We start from the raw sequence: 19,802 nt of genomic DNA on the forward strand, positions 1-19,802 counted from the left end.
CGGGAATGCGCGGGCAACGCGAACTTTGCCGCGTTCCGTTCCTAAAGTCCGACGAAGAAATGCCGCTAATGCCGGGGCATTGCTTCATCGTCCGCTCTCCAGGAACCTCCCCATGTTCGGAAAAATCAAGCTCGCGTCGGGTCTGCTCGGCGTGTTGACCGTGTTTTGCCTCTTCCTGCTCGCGATCGAAGCGCTCGGCTTCTGGGCGCTCACGTCGACGCGTAGCGGCGTCGACGATCTGTCGAACGTCGCGATCGCGCAGGTCGGCGCGGCCAGCCGGGCGACCGAGCAGCTGCTCGACGCGCGCATCAACCTGTCGCGCGCCGGCACGCGGATGGTGCGCGGTGGCCCGAAGCCGGAAGACATCATCCGTCATGCAGGCGCGTCGCTCGCGGAAGCGGACAAGGCGTTTGCCGTGCTGACGGCCGCGCAGGCGGTCGACGACACGAACCGCGCACGCGTCGCGGCGCTGACCGAGCGTTATCGCGCGCTGCGCGGCGCGCTGGGCGAACTCGTGCAGTTCCTCGACGCCGACAACATCCAGGCTTTCCTCGACCAGCCGACGCAAAGCATCCAGGACGCCTATATCGCCGAACTGCACCGCTTCACCGACTACGGCGGCGCATCGAGCCGCGCGGCCCTCGACACGATCGACGGCGGCATGCTCTGGTTCAAGTCGGTCGGCATCGTGCTGCTGGTGGCGATGCTCGCGGCGAGCGCCGCGATCTACGCGGCTGCACGGCGCGCGGTGGTCGCACCGCTGGAGGAAGCCGGCCGCCACTTCGAGCGGATCGCGCAGGGCCGGCTCGACGAAGCCGTGCGCGCGGGCGGTGTGTTCGAAATCGACCGGATGCTGCGCGGCCTCGCCACGATGCAGGCGAGCATCGCGGGCACCGTGCGCACGGTGCGCCAGGCGTCCGACGCGATCCACCTCGGCGCGGGCGAGATCGCGGGCGGCAACGCCGACCTGTCGGCGCGCACGGGCACGCAGGCCGCGTCGCTCGAGGAAACGGCCGCGAGCATGGAGGAACTGACCGCAACCGTCCGGCAGAACACCGACAGCGCACGCGCAGCCAGCGCGCTGGCCGACGCGGCGCTCGAAGCGACGGGCCACGGCGGCGGCGTGGTCGACAGCGTGATCGACCGGATGCGCGGCATTGCGCAGAGCTCGGGGCGGATCGCGGAGATCATCTCGGTGATCGACGGCATCGCGTTCCAGACCAACATCCTCGCGCTGAACGCGGCGGTCGAGGCTGCGCGGGCCGGCGAACAGGGGCGTGGTTTCGCGGTGGTCGCAGGTGAAGTGCGCTCGCTCGCGCAGCGCAGCGCGCAATCGGCGAAGGAGATCAAGGCGTTGATCGAGGATTCGGTCGCGCAGATCAACGGTGGCGCAGCGCTCGTCGAGCGCGCCGGCGATGCGATGCGGACGGTGTCGGCGTCGATTACGCGCGTCGTGCAGACGATGTCGGAGATCACCTCGGCGTCGGTCGAGCAGAGCGTCGGGATCGAGCAGGTGAATCAGGCCGTCACGCAGATGGATCAGCTCACGCAGCAGAACGCGGCGCTGGTCGAGGAAGTCGCGGCGGCGGCCGCGTCGCTGAACGACCAGACCGCACACCTGATGCAGGCGGTGTCGGTGTTCGAGCTGGGTGACGGACGTTCCGCACGCGGCGAGCGCGCGGCGCCGTCGTTCGCCGGGGCGGGTTACGAACCGGCCGGCAGCGCCGCGTAGGCGGTCGCGAGGTGGTAGGGCGTCGTCGACGGCATGTCGGCGCGCGCCACCTGCCCGTCTGCCGTCTTGCACTCGAACCAGCCGCGCGGATGCAGGAAGCGCGCGGCGAACCGCTCGATCTGCCGCGCGAGCGGCGCGGAGGCCGGCGTGCCGCCGTGCGTCGCGAGCGCGCGCAGGTATTCGGTCTGCGCCCAGATCCGCTGCGTGCCGTCGACGCATGCACCTTGCGCATCGAGCGCCGCACAGACGCCGCCCGTCTGCGGATCGACACCGTATTGCTCCGCGAACGTGAACGCGCGCGACAGCGCGGCGGGGAGCCCGGTCTGCGCGAGCCGCGCGCCGGCCGCATCGACCAGATAGAACCACTCGAACTGATGGCCGGGTTCGAAACGGTTGTCGGCTGCGCCAAGCGGCAGTTCGGCCACGCAGCCGGTGGCCGCGTCGACGAACGTGCGCTCGACGGCCTGCGCGGTGCGCATCAGCGCATCGTCGAACGCCGCGTCGCCGAAGGCATCGGCGGCCGCGAGCCACGCTTCGGTCAGGTGCATCAGCGGATTCTGCAGCGCCCCGCTGCCGGACGACGAGAAATCGGCGTGTCGCGCCGCATCGAGCAGCGCGTCGCCGTGGTGCGGCGCGAAGCGGTCCTGGATCAGCCCGGCAGTCTCCTCGGCCACTTTGCGCGCGGCGGCGTCGCCCGACGCTGCATGCCACGCAGCGCACGCGAACACGATGAACGCGTGCGTATAGAGATCCTTGGTCGTATCGAGCGGCGCGCCCTGCGCGTCGACGCTGTAGATCCAGCCGCCGTGGCGCGCGTCGCGAAAGTGCCGGCACAGTGCGTCGAACAGCGTGGCCGCGTGCGCGGTGTCGCCGGCCTGCGCGAACACAAACAGTTGCCGTGCGCACGCCATTGCGCGATAACGGGTGACGGGCAGCGGCGCGTGGGTGGCCGGATCGACGGCCTCGAACGGCAACTGCAATGTCTGGTCGAACCCTGAACCCCGCCAGATCGGCAAGACGACGTGCGCGAAATGGTGGCGCAGCTGGGCGGCCTGGGCGGAAGCGGAGTCGGAAACGGGCATGACGGGGTTGAGCGCTTGGATCGAAACGTGTCGGCGCGGCCCGGAGGATCGGCGCGGCCGGGGCCAAGGATAAAACATTCCGCGCGGCCGGCACCAAAAAAAGGAGAGAAATCGGATGCTCAGCAACCTGGAACTCGTGATGCGGCTCGTTCTGGCGGCGGCGCTCGGCAGTGTCATCGGCTTCGAGCGCGAGCGCCTGTCTTGGGCGGCCGGCCTGCGCACGCACATGCTGGTGTGCGTCGGCTCGACGCTGATCATGATCGTGTCGGCGTTCGGCTTCGCCGACGTGCTCGGCAGCAGCGACCACGTCGTGCTCGATCCGTCGCGGATCGCCGCGCAGGTCGTGTCGGGGATCGGCTTCCTCGGCGCGGGCTCGATCCTGCTGCGCGGCGAGATCGTGCGCGGGCTGACGACGGCCGCGAGCCTGTGGTCGGTCGCCGCGATCGGCCTCGCGGTGGGCGGCGGGCTCTATCTCGCGTCGATTTCGGCGACCATCATCATCCTGATCATCCTGGCCGGCATCAAGCCGCTGGAACGACGCTACTTCACGGTGCGCCAGCGGCGCCAGCTCGCGCTGACGGTCGTGAGCGGCGCTTTGACGTTCGATTCGCTGCACGCGGCGCTCGGCCCGGACAGTGCGCGCGTGAAGCAGTTCATCGTGCAGCGCGCCGACGATACGGGCGAGCACGACGAAGTGCGCATCGCGCTCGCACGGGTGTCGGAACTCGAATACCAGGCGATCTGCGACAAGCTGCGTGCGCTGAAGGGCGTCACGCGTTTCGACGAGGGCAACGGGCTGTCGGGCGACGAATAGGCTGAATCGGCAACGGGGCATGCGACAATGGCCGACCACCGATTCCGTTCGACATCCGGTTCCGCGCCTGCGGGCCCCGCCATCCGATTTCCATGACCGAATCCGTTTCCTTGCCTCGCCCCCGTTCCCGTTCCAGTCGTTCGTCGACCCGTTCCCGCCAGCGCTCGGCCGCTGCCGCAGGCAGCACGTCCGCAAGGGCGACGGCGCGGCCCGGCAACGCGCCGGCCGGCGATGCGCTGCGGGACGAACGGACGCTCGACCTGTTCGGCGATCCGGTGCTCGAGCCGGGCGAGCGTGCGCCGGGTGCGGCGCGCGATGAGGCTGTCGTGGAAGACGACGCGGCAGCCGGTGTCGCGGACGGGCGACAGGCCGCGCTGGACGGGTTCATCGCGCCGGAGGGGGCGATCGCGGCCTCGGCTGTGCACGCGGCAGCGGAAGGTGCGGCGACGCCGGATGTCGTGGCGGCAGCCGAGGGTGTTTCGACGCCGGAAGGTGATGCGGCCGCGGACGCCGCCGGTACATCGGCAGCGGGGCGCGTCACGAAGGCAGCCGATCTGCCTGCGGCCGATGGCGTGGCCACGAAGGCCGGCGTGCCTGCGGCCGACGGCGCCATGAAGGCGGCAACCACGCTGCAAACGTCCGATGGCGCTGCGGCAAAGGCGATCGAATCGCCAGCGGCGGATGCTGAAGTCGAGCAGCCCGCGGCCGAGGTCGTGGCCGTCAAATCGCGCGACGGGAAAGCCCCCGGCGATGCCGTGAAAGAGCGCCGCCCATCGTCGGGCGGCAAACGCCGCGCGGCTGCCGGTGCAGGCGAAGCGGCGGCAACGCGATCCGGAGCGGTTGCGACGCGCGCCGACTCGATGCCGGAAGCGACCGAATCGAACTTGCCGCCGGTTGCCGCTGAGCCGGTCGAAGCGCAGACGCCGGCGCAGCCGGCCGAACCGGCCAGCACCGCGCATTCCGCGAAGCCCGGCGAAGCGACGCCTCAGCCCGACGTTTCGCCGTCGCCGGTCACGCAGCCGGTGGCATCCGCCGCGTCTTTCGTGACCAGGCCGTCGTCGGAACGCGCGCAGCCGGCCGCGCCGGCGTTCGACCCGGACACGCACCTGCGCCCGCTGACCGACCGGCTCGCCGCGCTGCAGGCCGACGTGGACGGCCTGACGCACACGGCCGATCGCGAGATGCGCCGCGTCAACCGTCTGCTGCTGGCGCTGGCCGTCGTCGTACTGGCGGGGCTCGTTGCACTGGCGATGCAAACGCGGCAGATCGCGCACCTGAAGCAGGACGTGGCCACGAAGCAGCAGCGGATCGATCGCCTCGCGGCCGATCTGTCGACGCAGCAGGCAACGCTGATGACGCTCGAAGAGCACCACGAAGCGCTGCTGTCGCAAGTCGACCGGCTGCAGCGCAACGCGAACCGCGAGGCGGCCGTCGCGAAGCGTGCTCACCGCGCGCGTTAATCGTTTCGACCCTGTCATGAAAGCCTGACGGAGCAAGGATCGCCGTTCTGCATCGACGATCGGCGGTTGCGCGCCTGCGGCAAACTGATGCGGTTCACTGGCAGAGTTCAGGGAAAACCCTTAGAATGGAGGTCATCTAAGGGATAACCCTAGTCACATCTGTCAGGAGTCTCACATGAGCTTCATCCTCGCCCTGCTGCAAAAGATCGACGACCTGTTCGTGTCCCCGCATCTGCCGCTCGACGCCGAATACTCGTACGCTGCGCGTCGCGCCGAAGCCGAGCGCGTGCGCCGTGCGCACCTCGTGCCGATCGTCCTGTACCGTCGCTGATTCGCTGATTCGCTGATTCGCTGATTCGCTGATTCGCTGATTCGCTGATTCGCTGATTCGCTGATTCGGCGCGGCGCTCGCTGCACCTGCCTGCCCGCTTTCCGCCGTCGCGTTGCGCGCCGGTGCGACCGTCCCGCTACACTGGAAGTCCGATTCCCTTTGCGGCGACCGGGCCATGTTGCAGATGCGGCCGATGACGGCCGGCGAATTCCGTGCGTACCGCACGCGAGCCATCGACGGCTACGCGCGCGATCTCGTTTCATCCGGACAAAACGCTGTCGAAGACGCCGTCGATCGTGCGCGCGCCTGTTTCGACACGCTCCTTCCGGACGGCCTGCTGACAGCCGGCCAGACCCTCGTGATGCTCATCGACGGCGCCGGCGGCGACGCGGTGGGCGACCTCTGGTACGCGATCGTGCCCGAAGGGCCGAACCGCACGCTGTTCATCTACGACCTCGACATCGCCCCGTCCCGGCGCCGCCAGGGCTGGGCCACGCGCACGCTCGATGCGCTCGACGCCGAGGCGCGCCGGTACGGCGTCACCGAGATCGGTCTGTCGGTGTTCAATCACAACACGGCCGCCCGGGCGCTGTATCGCGCGTGCGGCTTCGCGCCGATCACGACGACGTTGATCAAGCCGGTCGTGTCGGACTGAATCCGCCGGCCGGCGATGCGTCGTGACGCGCTGCCGGTTCGAGGTTCGACACGCCGCAACCGGCCAGCGCCGGCACGCCTCCCGATCCTTCCTGTTGGCCGATGGCCGCTGGCCGAACGGCCGTTCTGCCATCCGGCCAGCGCCACCGGCACGCTTCAGCGTGCGCGGCCTTTCCATCTCCGCAGCAGCAATGCGTTCGTCACGACGCTGACGCTCGAAAACGCCATCGCCGCGCCCGCGATCACCGGGTTCAGCAAGCCGAATGCCGCGAGCGGCACGCCGACCAGGTTGTAGACGAATGCCCAGAACAGGTTCTGCTGGATCTTCCGGTACGTGCGTTTCGAGATGTCGATCGCGTCGGCGACGAGCGCCGGGTCGCCCCGCATCAGCGTGATACCGGCCGTGTGCATCGCGACGTCCGTACCGGTCGCCATCGCGATGCCGACATCGGCCGCGGCGAGCGCGGGCGCATCGTTGATCCCGTCACCGACCATCGCGACGATTCCGCCGTGCGTGCGCTTCAGCTCGGCGACGACGCGCGCCTTGTCGTCGGGCAGCACTTGCGCGTGCACTTCGCCGATGCCGAGCGACGCCGCGACGGCCGCCGCGCTGCCGCGGTTGTCGCCGGTCACGAGTGCGCTGACGACGCCGCGCGCGGACAGCGCCGCGATCGCGTCGCGGGCGCCCGGCTTCACGGTGTCGCCGAACGCGATCAGCGCGAGCAACGTGCGCGGCGCATCGGCACGCATCAGCCACGAGATCGTGTTGCCGGCGCGTTCGAGTTCGGCCGCGCGGGCGTCGAGCTCGGGCGGCACCGCGATGCCGAGCTCGTCGCGCCAGCGCGTGCTGCCGAGCGCGAGCAGCTGGCCGCCGACACGCGCCTCCACGCCGCGTCCGGCCACCGCGCGTGCATCGGCCGCGACGGCCGGCGGCGTGGTGTCGCCGCGTGCGGCAACGTCCGCATCGTATGCGGCGACCACGGCACGCGCGAGCGGATGGTCGCTCTGCCGCTGCACGGCCGCCGCAAGCGCGAGCGCGTCGGGGCGCGACGCGCCGACGGCTTCGAACGCCGTCACGGACGGCTTGCCTTCGGTCAGCGTGCCGGTCTTGTCGAACGCGATCACGGTCGTGCGTTGCGCGAGTTCGAGCGCTTGCGCGTCCTTGATCAGCACGCCGTGCCGGGCTGCCACGCCCGTGCCGGCCATGATCGCGGCGGGCGTCGCGAGACCGAGCGCGCACGGGCATGCAATCACGAGCACCGCGACCGCGTTGAGGATCGCGGTTTCCGTCCCGGCGCCGGCGATCAGCCAGCCGACCAGCGTCAGCACGGCGATGCCGAGGATCGCCGGCACGAACACCTCGCTGACCCGATCGACGAGCCGCTGGATCGGCGCCTTCTCGGCCTGCGCGGATTCGACGAGGCGAATGATGCGCGCGAGCGTCGTTTCCGCGCCGATCGCGGTGGTTTCGACGACGAGCGCGCCTTCGCCGTTGATCGAGCCGGCCGTGACGGCGTCGCCGTCGTCTTTCGGCACCGGCAGGCTTTCGCCGGTGATCAGCGATTCGTCGATGTGCGAGCGGCCCGACACGATCCGGCCGTCGACGGGCACGCGCTCGCCGGGCCGGATGCTGACCTGCGTGCCGACGCGCACCTGCGCCAGCGGCACGTCGCGCTCGACGCCGTACTCGACGACGCGCGCACGGTCGGGGCGCAGCGCGTTCAGCGCACGGATCGCCTCGGTAGTCTGGCGCTTCGCGCGCGATTCGAGCCATTTGCCGAAGCGCACGAGCGTGACGATGACGGCCGACGCCTCGAAATACAGATGGCCGGGATGCGCGGGATCGCGCAGCAGCATCCACAGGCTCAGGCCGTATGCGGCCGACGTACCGAGTGCGACGAGCAGGTCCATGTTGCCGGTGCGCGCCTTCACCGCATGCCAGGCCGCGCGGTAGAAGCGCGCGCCGAAGCCGAACTGCACGATCGACGCGAGCACGAGCTGCAGCCAGCCGGGCAACATCAGGTCGATGCCGAACGGCGCGACGAGCATCGGTGCGACGAGCGGTGCGCTCAGCACGGCGGACCAGATCACGAGGTTGCGTTCGCGCACCGCTTCGCGGCGCTTGCGGGCATCGGGGTCCTGCGCGGGGCTGGCCGGTTGCGCGTCGGTGCCGGCCGTTGCGCCGGCTGACGGCGCGGCGGCGAGCGATGCACGGTAGCCGGCTGTGGTGACCGCCGCGATCAGCGTGGCGGCGTCGAGTGCGCCGGCGCCATGCACCGATGCGCGCTCGGTCGCGAGATTGACCGTCGCGCGCGCGACGCCCGGCACGGCGGCCAGCGCTTTTTCGACGCGGCCGGCGCAGGACGCGCAGGTCATGCCGCCGATGTCGAGTTCGAGTCCGGCGGAGGCGGAGACTGCGGGCGGCGTGGCGGCGGCGACCGGTGTCGCGCCGTAGCCGGCCTGTTTCACCGCTTCGGCGAGCCGCGCGGCGGACACGCCGGCTGTGGCGTCGACGGTGGCGCGTTCGGTCGCGAGGTTGACCGACGCACGCGTGACACCCGGCACGTTTGCCAGTGCTTTTTCGACGCGCGACACGCAAGACGCACAGGTCATCCCGTCGATGTCGATTTCGATGCTGGCGGGCGTGACGGGCGTGACGGGCGTGACGGGCAAGGCGGCGACGGCGGCCGGGATGGCGGTGTCCGGCGCCGCGGGCGTCGCACCATAGCCGGCCTGCTTCACGGCATCCGCCAGTTGCGCTGCGGAAACCCCCGCCGACGCGTCGACGGTGGCGCGTTTGGTCGCCAGGTTGACCGATGCGTGCGTGACGCCCGGCACTTTCGCCAGCGCCTTTTCGACGCGCGACACGCATGACGCACAGGTCATGCCGTCGATATCGAGCTCGATCGTGGCGGCGGCGGGAGGAAGCATGGTCGCTGCGGACGGCGCTGCTTCGTGCTGCACATGCTCCGCCGGTGCGGCCGCGGCGGCTTCAACGGCCACGTCGCGCACGGCCGCGCGGTAACCGGCTTCGTGGATTGCGTCGACGAGCCGGCCGGGCTCGACCGTGTCCTGCGCGGTCACCGTCGCCGCATGCGCATCGAGATCGACCGCAGCATCGACGACGCCCGGCACGGCGGCCAGCGCCCGCTGCACGCGGCCCGTGCAGCCGCCGCAATGCATGCCGTCGACGCTCAGCCCGATCGTTTGCAGCGCTGCGGAGGCAAGTGGTTCTGTCATGTCGGATTCCCCAAAAGCGCGGTTTGTGCCGCGAATGGTTCCAGTATCAACATTCCCATGATGGTAAGGTCAAGCACCAGATTGCAAGTGCGGAGGGGGGCGGATTCCGGGAGCCCCCGCGGGCCCCTTTCAGCCTGTCGATCCTATATGGGGGTGATCGCGCTGCACACCAGTTGTTCGCTTTCGTAGAAAGCGGCGCATGATCTGCACCTGACGGAGCAATATGCCGACCCCGGCTGTAAAATCCGACGCTCTATAAACAGGCGCGGGGGCCATCCGATGTTCGATTTCAAAAATTCCAGCAAAGAGGCATTGAAGGCGGAATACAAGCGTATTGCCCGGGAAGTCGGCGACGATCAATTCTTTACGAAAAAGGAGTTGAATCATCTGCCTGAAATCCTGATGGACGGCGAGCAGGTGTTGGCCTTTTCGTCCGGATTGATGGACGGCAATACCTGGTTGATCGTACTCACCGACCACCGCGTCGTGTTCCTCGACAAAGGTCTCATTTACGGTCTCAAACAGGTTTCGATCAATCTCGACAAGGTGAATTCGGTATCGGGAACGACCGGAATGATGTTCGGCGAAATCCGCATCGAGGATGGCGCCAGCGAGCGGATCATCAAGAACGTCTGGAAGAAAACGGTTGTGCCGTTCACGAACAAGGTGAGAGACGCGATTCGCGAGTACACGCGGGCATCGAATCCGGCGGTCGCCGTATCCGCGCCGCCTGCCGCCGACGACGTCGTATCGAAGCTGGAGCGGCTTGCCGCGTTGAAGGAGCGGGGGATTCTCACCGATGCCGAGTTCTCGGAGCAGAAGATGAAGATACTGGCGTCGTAATCCCGAGGTGACAGGCATTGCAGGCGGGCCGTTGCATCGCGGGGAAGCGACGGGCTTGCCGACAATGCAAACCGCGCCCGTTCCGTGCAAGGCATTGCGCTGCCTCTGCCCGGAACGCGTAATCGTTGACGTTGTACCGGTATTGACTGGCCGTCGAGAACCGTCGCTATTGGCCGGCGCGTCATGATCCATACCGGATAGTTGGCGACGCCGAAAAATATAACCGGTCAATTCTCCTGATTAACTGGGCGCCGGAACGGCGCCAAATCCCGCGGCCCCGCGCCATACCGTTTCGCATTTCGTCTTCGATACGAGGCGCCAGCCTGAAGTTTATATATTAACAATGACGGTATGCCTCCCTTCGTTAGCCTTGCGGTGCTTTTAAATGGCGGTCAGACAGGAGCAAAAGCCCGTTGAAACGGTGAGCGTCACCGCATCGGCGCTGTTCACCGCTTGCGACAAGAACGAAGTCTCCGCGGACCAGACATGCAAGGGCAAGGCCCTGGCCGTGGGCGGAACGGTTCAAAGCATCGACAAGGATCCCTTCGACAACATCGTCGTGAAGTTGAAGGCCCGCAACCGGTTCATGCCGGTCAATGCCTATCGGAGCAAGGCGTACGAAGCGCGCGCCGCGTCGCTGGAAAAGGGACAGAAAGTGTCGTGGGTGCGCGAAGGCGCCGGGCGCCTCATCGGTCGCCCGATCCTGCGAGATTGCTTTCCTGCGTAATCGTTGAGCAGGCCCGCGTGACGAAGCCCGCGATTGCGGGCTTTTTTGTTTTCACCGATCGAGGCGCGGAGGGCGCGACAGACGGTGCGTTCGTCGGCGGTACGAACCGCCTGCCTGTGCTTTCATTTCCACAACAACGGAAATCTGGTCAGAAGTCTGATGTATTCGGCGTATTAGGGATTGCCCCGAGGCGCTATGATACCGGCCTGACATCAGCGCCCACCGTTGCGAAACGTAGCAAAACGGCATCCGGGCAGGCTGGGGTGCCTTGCATTCGCCGTTCGCGAGACGAACAAGGCGTTGACTGAAAAGAACGATATTCGGCCAGTAATCGATGATTGAAAACCTGCAGGAATCAGTTTCTCTGCGGCGCGCGTGCGTGTCGCTGGCCATGACGGCGTTGCTCGCGGGGTGCGCGTCGCAACCGGATGCGATCCAGCGGAAAACCGGCTGGATGCGCGCGGAAGTCGCCGACTCCTATGTGTATGCGTATCCGCTCGTGCTGATGGACGTCGCGAAGGAAGCGGCGACGGGCGGCGACGGCGCGCAACCGGGGCAGGCGCCGCTCAACACGCTGCGCCACGCACAGGCGCTGCCGCCCGTCGGTGCGGTCAATCCGCCGCTGCCGGGCGTTGACACGCTCGACTCGACCGGCTGGCTCGACGTGACCGCCGAACCCGTGATCGTCACGTTGCCCGACACGCGCGGCCGCTACTGGGACGCGCGCGCGCTCGACATGTGGACGAACGTGCTGTGGTCGGCGTCGAGCGTCGTGCCGCGCGGTGCCCGCGGTGCCGTGCGATCGCAAACGATTGCCTTCGCCGCGAAGGACTGGCAAGGCACGCTGCCGAAGGGCGCGCTGCGCGTCGACGTGCCGTCCGCCAATGCGTGGCTCGACGTGCGGCTGCAGACGAGCGGCGGGCGCGACCTCACGAACGTGAAGAAACTGCAGCGGGCGATCCGCGTGGTGCCGCTGTCCGTCTACACGGGCGCCGAGCGCGGCGCGTCGGTCGCGGTGCATGCGGGCAGCGCGCCGTCCGAAGCGGTGGGCGGCGGCACGCCGGCCGAGCAGGTGGCCGCGCTCGACCCGAAGGCGTTCTTCGCACGCTTCGCGCAGGCGCTTCAGGACAATCCGGCGCCGGTCGACGACGCGCACGCACTGGAATCGCTCGGCGACATCGGCGTGACGGCCGGCTACCCGGTGCTGTGGACGGGCGACCGCCTGACGGCCGCGACGGCCGGCGTCGCCGAGGCGCGCGCGCGGCTCGCGGCGGCGCCGTCGAACCTGCTGAACGCGAACGGCTGGAGCTGGATCGGCGACACGGCCGGCAAGTACGGCCAGGACTACGCGCTGCGCGCGTATGCGGCCTACACGCAGTTCGGCGCCGCGACGCGCGACGACGAGACGCTCGCGGTCGTCCGCGTCGACAGCGACGGCCACCCGCTGAACGGCGCGAACCGCTACGTGCTGCGTTTCGCGCCGGGCGCGCTGCCGCCGGCCCGCGCGTTCTGGACGCTCACCCCCTATACGACGAACGGCGCACTGCCCGACGTCGGGTCGGCGCGCCGCTCGCTCGGCGATCGCGACCGGCTGCGCCGCAACCACGACGGTTCGATCGACATCGTCGTGTCGGCATCGCCGGGCGGCGCGCATGCGGGCAACTGGCTGCCGGCGCCGCGCACCGATTTCGCGCTCGCATTGCGCCTGTACGCGCCGAAGCCGCAGGCGAGCGACGGGTCGTGGATGCCGCCCGTCGTCGTCCGGAAATGAACGGTTGACCGCCACCGTTGTCCGACCGGCGGGCGCGGTGGTGGCGCCCGAACCCCGTATCGTCACCTCCTGAGCCTATACTTTCGGGATAGCGTGCGCGGCCGCCCGGTTGTCCGGCGCGGCCCGGCATCCATTCCCGAGGCATTCAAGCATGGCAAGCCCAGACAAAGAAACCGTATCCTCGACCCTCCATGCCCTCGGCGGTGTTGCACGCTCGCGCCGTGCCCGGCGTATCGGCATCGGCGTGCTGATCTTCCTCGTATTGTTCGGACTGCTCGGGTTCTTCGCGGCGCCGCCGCTGATCCGTCACATCGCCGAACAGCAGCTGAGCAAGCAGCTCGACCGGCCGGCCACGATCCAGCGGATCGCACTGAACCCGTACACGCTGAACCTCGAAGCCGACGGCATCCACCTCGGCGAGCGCGGCGGCCAGGGCGACTTCATCGACATCGGCAAGCTCGTCGTGAGGCCGTCGTGGTCGTCGCTGTTCCGCGGTGCGCCGATCGTCAACGAAATCCGGCTCGACTCGCCGCGCTTTCACATCGTCCGCTACGACGCGCAGCGCTTCAACTTCACCGACCTGATCGAGAAGTTCTCCGCGCCGTCGCCGAAGCCCGAAAGCAAGCCGACGCAGTTCTCGGTGTCGAACATCCAGGTGAACGACGGCCGGATCGATTTCGACGACCGTCTGCTGAACGAAAAGCACGTGGTCGACAACTGGACGCTCGGCATTCCGTACATCGCGACGCTGGCCTCGAAGACCGACATCTTCGTCGAGCCGAAGCTGCGCGCGCGCTTCGACGGCAGCCCGCTCTCGATCGACGGCAAGACCAAGCCGTTCGCGCAGTCGCGCGAATCGGAGATCGCGCTGAAGTTCGACGGCCTCGACGTCCCCAAGCTGATCTCGTACGTGCCGGCGAAGCTGCCGGTGGCCGTGACCAGCGGCCTGCTGAGCAGCAACCTCACGGTCAATTTCGTGATGAGCGGCGAGACGCCCGCGCTTCGCGTATCGGGCACCGTCGACCTGAGCGACGCGAAGGTGACGGACCATGCGTCCGCGCCGCTGTTCGCCGCGCGCGGCGTGCACGTCGCGGCGGCCAGCCTCGAGCCGCTGCGCAACGCGATGCACTTCGACGAGATCAAGATCGACCAGCCGGTGGTCGACCTGTCGCGCGACAAGCAGGGCGTGCTGAACGTCGAGAAGCTCGTCGCGCAGCCGGCTGCCGCCCCGAAGGCCGAAGCCGGCAAGCCGGCCGCACCGGGTGCCGCCGCCGCTTCCGGCGCCGCCGGCGCCGCGGCCAGCGGCGCGAAGGCTGACGATGCCGCCGCCGCGAAGGAAGCGCCGCCGCTCGACCTGACGATCCGTCATTTCGCGATCGACGGCGGCACGGTCAACGTCGACGACCGCGTGCCTGCGACACCGACCGCGATGTCGCTGACGAAGCTTGCCGCGACGCTCGACGGCTTCTCGCTGCAGGGCAAGACGCCGGCGAAATACACGTTGTCGACGTCGCTGTCGCGCGGCGGCGACGTGACGGCCGAAGGCGCGTTCAACCTGGCGGACAAGCAGGCCGACACGAAGCTGACGGTCGCCGCGCTCGCGCTGCCGGCGCTGCAGCCGTACCTGGGCGAGGCGACGCGTGCGCGCGTGCTCGACGGCACGCTCGGCGCGACCGTCAACGCGAAGACCGACTGGGGCAAGACGCCGCTCGCCGCGGAAGTCGCCGACAGCACGATCAGCCTGAAGTCGCTGAAGATCGCGACGCCGGACAACAAGGCGCCCGCGATCGTGCTGCCCGACGCGAGCGCGAAGATCGCGAAGGTCGACGTCGCCGCGCGCACCGCGGAGATCGCGAGCGTCGACGCGAGCGGGCTCGCGCTCGACGTGAAGCGCCTGAAAGACGGCAAGATCGACCTCGCCGCGCTGGCCGAACCCGCGCAGGCGTCGGTGCCGAAGCGCACGGTCGCGCGCAAGGCGGAGGCCGCCGCGCCGTCGTGGCACTACCGGATCGACGCGCTGAACGTGAAGGATTCGTCCGCGAACTTCACCGACCTGTCGACGCCGCGCCCGGTGAAGCTGGCGATCAAGCCGCTGGAACTGTCGGTGCAGAAGCTGAGCGACGACCTGACGAAGCCGCTGCCCGTGCAGCTGAAGGCGACGCTGAACCGCAAGGGCTCGCTGAACGTGACGGGCGACGTGACCGCGCAGCCGCTGAAGGTCGGCCTGAAGATCAACGGCAACCGCCTCGACGCGGCCGCGTTCGAGCCGTACTTCGGCAGTGCGCTGAACGCGACGATCGCGAGCGCGCTGCTCAACGCGCAGGGCAACCTGACGTTCGCGCAGGTGAAGGACACGCCGCGCGCGACTTATCGCGGCGACGTCGCGCTAGTCGACGTGCGGATGCTCGACAAGGCGACGTCCGACCCGTTCGCGGGCTGGCGCTCGCTCGCGCTGTCGAACCTGAAGGCGAACTACGACGAGAAGGGCACCGACGTCGACGCCGCGCGCGTGACGTTCTCGAACTTCTACGGCCGCGTGCTGCTCGATGCGCAGGGGCGTCTGAACCTGAAGGACGTGGTCGCGAAGGAGACGGGCCCCGCGCAGTCGCTCACGCGTGACGCGAGCAAGGGCGAGCCGGTGCCGCTGTCGCCGCAGGCCGCGTCGGCGCCGGCCGCCGCGCAGCAGGCATCTGCGCCCGCACCCGCGTCCGCGACGGTGGTCGTGAAGGCCGCGACGCCGCCGCAGAATCCGGTTCGGATGCACTTCGGCGAGCTTGTGCTGCAGAACGGCCGCGTGACCTACACGGACAACTTCATCAAGCCGAACTACACGGCGAACCTCGTCGCGATCAAGGGCACGGTCGGCGCGTTCGGCACGGATTCGACGACGTCCGCGCCGGTCGACGTCGCCGCGAACCTCGCGGGCAACGGGCCGATCTCGATCAAGGGCTCGGTGAACCCGCTGATCGAAAAGCCGGCGCTCGACCTGACGGCGACCGCACACGACATCGAGCTGACCAACCTGACGCCGTACTCGGCGAAGTACGCCGGTTATCCGATCACGAAGGGCAAGCTCAACGTCGATCTGCACTACCAGCTCGCGAACGACCAGCTGTCGGCGAACAACCACATCTTCATCGACCAGCTCACGTTCGGCGATCGCGTCGAGAACGACACCGCGACGAAGCTGCCGGTGAAGCTCGCGATCTCGCTGCTGAAGAACACGCGCGGCCAGATCGACGTGAACCTGCCGGTGTCGGGTTCGCTGTCGAATCCGGAATTCAGCGTCGGCGGGCTGATCTGGCACGCGGTGCTGAACCTGATCGCGAAGGCCGTCACGTCGCCGTTCACGCTGCTCGCGAATGCATTCGGCGGCGGCGGCGAGGACCTCGGCTATGTCGAGTTTGCGCCGGGCTCGTACGAGCTGACCGACGCGCAGCAGAAGAAGCTCGACACGGTCGTGAAGATGCTGACCGAGAAGCCGTCGATCCGCCTGGACCTGATCGGCCGTGTCGATCCGGCCCAGGACACGCCGGGGCTGCGCGACGCGTACGTCGAGCGGCTGGTGCGCCAGCAGAAGCTGAAGGACGTGGTCGGCCAGGGCGAAAGCGTCGATCCGATGTCGGTGAAGGTCGACAAGACCGAATACACGAAGTACCTGACGCGCGCGTACAAGGCCGCCGACTTCAAGAAGCCGCGCAACCTCGTCGGCCTGCAGAAGACGCTGCCCGATGCAGACATGAAGCAGGCGCTGGCCGATCACGCGCCGGCCGACGACAACGCGCTGCGGGCGCTCGCGCAGCAGCGTGCGCAGGCCGTGCGCCAGTACCTCGACGGGAAGATCGATTCGAGCCGCGTGTTCGTCGTCGCGCCGAAGCTCGACGCGAAGGGCATCTCGGACAAGGGCGCGACGACCCGCGTCGACTTCGGGCTGCAGTAAGCCTTGCCGCCATCCGCCGCCGCGCCCGCACCTGCTGGGCGCGGCGGTTTTTTTCAGCGCGCGGCGATCGCCGGTTCGCGCTTGTCCAGTTCCTTCCTCGCGGCCAGCGGCAGACGGGCGTCGTCCCACTGCGTCAGCCATTCGATTTCCTTCGCGGTGAACACCTGTCCGTAGTTGCGCAACGCGTACTGCAGCGCGTCGACGACGTGGTGGCGAATGATTTCGGGGGTACGTGCATCGTCCAGCACGAACCGGAGAGCTTCCAGGGTCGACATACTCGTGCTCCGGGTCAGGGAAAACCCTTTATCACACGCCAATAGTCGCGGGCCAAGCCGAAAAAAAATCCGGTTGCACGCGTTGGCGCCCCGAACGGCATCGCATTGCGACCGCGTCATGTCACTTGCGATTGGTTACGTTTGACAGAGAACAGAAAGCCCCGCTTCATCCGGTCGCCGCACGATCCGGCGATATTTTGCGCGCCTGATGGCAAGTCGTGCAGTTCAACGTCAATCGATGAGGTGGGGTGATGATTTCCAGGTTCGTCAAGCAACGAAAAATGGCGGTGATGGTGGCGGGCGCGCTGGCGCTCGCAAGCGCGGGCGCGTATGCGGCGCAGCAGGATGGCAACAGCCAGGGCGAGAACGGCGGCAATGCGCGCCGCGTGGTGAAGCACGTGCTGCTGCTCAGCGTCGACGGTCTGCACGAGCAGGATCTCGCGCGCTGCATCGGCGCGAACACGTGCCCGAACATCGCGGTGCTCGCGAAGAGCGGCGTGACGTACGCGAATGCGTACACGCCGGGCCTGTCGGATTCGTTCCCGGGCCTCGCGGCGCTCGTCACGGGCGGCTCGCCGAAGACGGCAGGCCTGTTCTACGACGTGTCGTATGACCGCAACCTGTATGCGCCGGGCGATACGATGTGCTCGGGCAAGCAGGGCTGGAACGTCGTGTTCGACGAAACGACGGGCATCGACGCGATCAACGGCGGCAAGCTCGTGCACCTCGACGGCGGCGGCGCGTTCAACCCGCAGGCGATCCCGCATGCGCGCGTGAACGGCCAGTGCGTGCCCGTTTATCCGCACAACTACGTGAAGACCAACACGGTGTTCGAAGCCGTGAAGGCCGGCGTGCCGAACGCGCACACCGCGTGGGCCGACAAGCACGCGTGGGGCTACGACTGGCTGAACGGCCCGTCGGGCACCGGCGTCGACGACATGATGCGCACCGAGATCAACTCGATCGACCCGGCGACGAACACCGACTACACGGACGTCTATTCGCACACCGCGCGCTTCGACAACCTGCACGTGCAGGCACTGCTCAACCAGATCGAAGGCCGCGATTCGACGGGCACGAAGCGCGCGCCGGTGCCGACACTGTTCGGCGCCGACTTCCAGACGCTGAGCGTCGCGCAGAAGTCACCGGTCGCAAAGGGCGGCGGCTATCTCGATGCCGACTTCACGCCGAACGGCCAGGTCGCGAACGCGATCACCTACGTCGACAACTCGATCGGTCATATCGTCGCGGCGCTGAAGCAGGCGAACCTGTACGCGTCGACGGCCGTGATCGTCACGTCGAAGCATGGCCAGTCGCCGACCGATCACACGAAGCTCGTGAAGAACGGCGACACGCTGACGAAGCTGCTCGAAACGAACAATTACCTCGATCCGAACGGCAACTTCGGCCAGAACAACACGACGACGGGCAACCTGAACGACGGTTCGGGCCTGGTCGGCACGGGCTTCGTGCAGACCGACGACGTGGGCCTGATCTGGCTGCGCGACCGCAGCCAGCGCACGGCGGTGGTCGAGACGCTGAAGGCGAACCTGGGCTGCAATGCGCCGGGGATCTGCGCGGACGGTCCGCAGGCGTATGTCCTGCATGGCGCGGCGCTGGCCGACCGCTTCGGCGATCCGGCCAACGGCCGTACGCCGGACATCATCGTCCAGCCGAATCCGGGCGTGATCTACACGACGAGCACGAAGAAGGACGAGGAGCACGGCGGCAACGCACCGGACGACAGCCATCTCGGCTTGCTCGTGTCGTATCCGGGCATCCACCGCGCGCGCACCGTGAACGACCTCGTCGGCACGAAGCAGGTCGCGCCGACGATCCTCGAGCTGCTCGGCGCCGACCCGCGCCTGCTGCATGCGGTCGTGGCCGAGAACACGCGCGTGCTGCCGGGGCTCGGGATCGGGCGCTGACGCGGCAGGCCGGATGTCGCCGCCGGGCGCGCGTTGCCGTGCGGCGGCGCGCGCCGTTCGCTTTCGAGGCGACGTCGTGCCGCCCTACGCGCGCCCCGATTCGTCCAGCATCCAGTCCCTGAATCGCCGCAACGCATCGCTCGTGTCGAGACGCTCCGGCGCGTAGCAGAGGTAATGTCCCTGCGCGTCCACGTCGACCGGTGCGTCGAACGGCTCGATCAGCGTGCCCGCCGCGAGATTGTCGAGAATCAGGAAACGCGGCACGAGGGCGATCCCGAGCCCCGCCTGTGCGGCCTGGATCAGCACCGAATACTGCTCGAAGCGCGGCCCGGCCAGCGCGTTCATCTGCGATGCTCGATGACGCTCCGCCCATGCGGACCACGCGATCTCCGCCTGCTCGTGCACGAGGCGCGGCGCCGTCGCCGCGTCGGCGGGCGCGTGCAGCGCATGCCGGTCGCCGAATTCGCGCGAACAGACCGGCACGAAGGTTCGCCCGCCCAGATAGTCGCTTCGCACACCTTCCCATCCGCCGTCGCCGTAGCGGATCGCCGCGTCGAGTCCGAAAGGAAACACGTCGCCGGGTGCGAGATGGCGGCGAAAGCTCAGCGTGACGTCCGGCGCCGTGGCGAGAAAGCGCGTGAGGCGCGGCAGCAGCCACTTGGTCGTGAACGTCGGCACGCTCGCGATCGTCAGCAGGTCGCTGTTCTCGCGCGCGCTCAGCAGTTCGATCGATGCGTTGCCGATTTCGCGCAACGGCCCGACGACGCGTGCGTGATACACCTGGCCCGCACGCGTGAGCGCGAGGCCGCGCCCCTCGCGCACGAACAGCTTCACGCCGAACAGGGCTTCGAGGTTCGCGATCTGCCGGCTGACTGCGCTCGGCGTCAGGCCCAGTTCGCGGGCCGCGTAGGAGAAGTTCAGGTACTTCGCGGAGGCGGCGAACGCGTGCAGCTCCGCCACGTTCGGATACAGGTGCTTCATGGCGGGCTGTTCCGTCCTTGCACA

General features: G+C 68.2%; 14 protein-coding genes. 10 read left to right on the forward strand and 4 right to left on the reverse strand.

Going from position 1 to position 19,802, the window contains the following annotated elements; genetic code table 11:
• The first annotated feature begins 112 nt into the window (after positions 1-112).
• The gene (locus ACWMMN_RS17745) at positions 113-1,732 is read left to right on the forward strand and encodes a methyl-accepting chemotaxis protein (RefSeq protein ID WP_174991630.1); all 1,620 of its coding nucleotides are present in this window, start codon (positions 113-115) and stop codon (positions 1,730-1,732) included.
• On the opposite strand, the gene ACWMMN_RS17750 is transcribed toward ACWMMN_RS17745, so the two are convergent.
• Entirely contained in the window at positions 1,705-2,814 is a 1,110-nt protein-coding gene (locus ACWMMN_RS17750) for an AGE family epimerase/isomerase (protein WP_059238591.1), read from the reverse strand. The genes ACWMMN_RS17745 and ACWMMN_RS17750 overlap by 28 nt on opposite strands.
• A 115-nt stretch (positions 2,815-2,929) precedes the next feature.
• Here ACWMMN_RS17750 and ACWMMN_RS17755 point away from each other — a divergent pair, with 115 nt between their 5' ends.
• From ACWMMN_RS17755 to ACWMMN_RS17770, 4 genes are all read left to right on the forward strand, one after another.
• The gene (locus ACWMMN_RS17755) at positions 2,930-3,628 is read left to right on the forward strand and encodes an MgtC/SapB family protein (protein WP_059238593.1); all 699 of its coding nucleotides are present in this window, start codon (positions 2,930-2,932) and stop codon (positions 3,626-3,628) included.
• Between the two features lie 92 nt (positions 3,629-3,720).
• Positions 3,721-5,088 (forward strand): flagellar hook-length control protein FliK, encoded by a 1,368-nt coding sequence (locus ACWMMN_RS17760; protein WP_486423727.1) that lies wholly within the window; start codon positions 3,721-3,723, stop codon positions 5,086-5,088.
• 175 nt (positions 5,089-5,263) lie between these two features.
• Positions 5,264-5,419: a hypothetical protein gene (locus tag ACWMMN_RS17765; RefSeq protein WP_006481665.1), complete on the forward strand. Its 156-nt coding sequence runs from the start codon at positions 5,264-5,266 to the stop codon at positions 5,417-5,419.
• Positions 5,420-5,594: 175 nt separating this feature from the next.
• The gene (locus ACWMMN_RS17770; RefSeq protein WP_059238597.1) at positions 5,595-6,074 is read left to right on the forward strand and encodes a GNAT family N-acetyltransferase; all 480 of its coding nucleotides are present in this window, start codon (positions 5,595-5,597) and stop codon (positions 6,072-6,074) included.
• Positions 6,075-6,229: 155 nt separating this feature from the next.
• On the opposite strand, the gene ACWMMN_RS17775 is transcribed toward ACWMMN_RS17770, so the two are convergent.
• Entirely contained in the window at positions 6,230-9,313 is a 3,084-nt protein-coding gene (locus ACWMMN_RS17775) for a heavy metal translocating P-type ATPase (protein WP_486423728.1), read from the reverse strand.
• Positions 9,314-9,592: 279 nt separating this feature from the next.
• On the opposite strand from ACWMMN_RS17775, the gene ACWMMN_RS17780 reads away from it, so the two are divergent.
• The 4 genes from ACWMMN_RS17780 to ACWMMN_RS17795 all read left to right on the forward strand — a co-directional run bounded on the left by ACWMMN_RS17780 (position 9,593) and on the right by ACWMMN_RS17795 (position 16,594).
• Complete coding sequence (locus tag ACWMMN_RS17780; protein WP_174991623.1) at positions 9,593-10,156, forward strand: PH domain-containing protein; 564 nt, start codon at positions 9,593-9,595, stop codon at positions 10,154-10,156.
• 385 nt (positions 10,157-10,541) lie between these two features.
• Entirely contained in the window at positions 10,542-10,883 is a 342-nt protein-coding gene (locus tag ACWMMN_RS17785) for an OB-fold protein (protein ID WP_059238601.1), read from the forward strand.
• A gap of 334 nt (positions 10,884-11,217) precedes the next feature.
• The gene (locus ACWMMN_RS17790; RefSeq protein WP_059238602.1) at positions 11,218-12,654 is read left to right on the forward strand and encodes a DUF1254 domain-containing protein; all 1,437 of its coding nucleotides are present in this window, start codon (positions 11,218-11,220) and stop codon (positions 12,652-12,654) included.
• Positions 12,655-12,805: 151 nt separating this feature from the next.
• Complete coding sequence (locus ACWMMN_RS17795) at positions 12,806-16,594, forward strand: DUF748 domain-containing protein (protein ID WP_486423729.1); 3,789 nt, start codon at positions 12,806-12,808, stop codon at positions 16,592-16,594.
• 53 nt (positions 16,595-16,647) lie between these two features.
• On the opposite strand, the gene ACWMMN_RS17800 is transcribed toward ACWMMN_RS17795, so the two are convergent.
• Positions 16,648-16,869 carry a hypothetical protein gene (locus ACWMMN_RS17800; RefSeq protein WP_059238606.1) on the reverse strand — a complete coding sequence of 74 codons (222 nt, stop codon included), beginning with the start codon at positions 16,867-16,869 and terminating at the stop codon, positions 16,648-16,650.
• A 251-nt stretch (positions 16,870-17,120) separates the two neighbouring features.
• On the opposite strand from ACWMMN_RS17800, the gene ACWMMN_RS17805 reads away from it, so the two are divergent.
• Entirely contained in the window at positions 17,121-18,797 is a 1,677-nt protein-coding gene (locus ACWMMN_RS17805; RefSeq protein ID WP_486423730.1) for an alkaline phosphatase family protein, read from the forward strand.
• Between the two features lie 84 nt (positions 18,798-18,881).
• On the opposite strand, the gene ACWMMN_RS17810 is transcribed toward ACWMMN_RS17805, so the two are convergent.
• Positions 18,882-19,778, reverse strand: coding sequence for a LysR substrate-binding domain-containing protein (locus ACWMMN_RS17810; protein WP_486423731.1), 897 nt, complete (start codon positions 19,776-19,778; stop codon positions 18,882-18,884).
• Positions 19,779-19,802: the final 24 nt, after the last annotated feature.

This window comes from Burkholderia cepacia complex sp. TUM26381 (assembly GCF_057439935.1).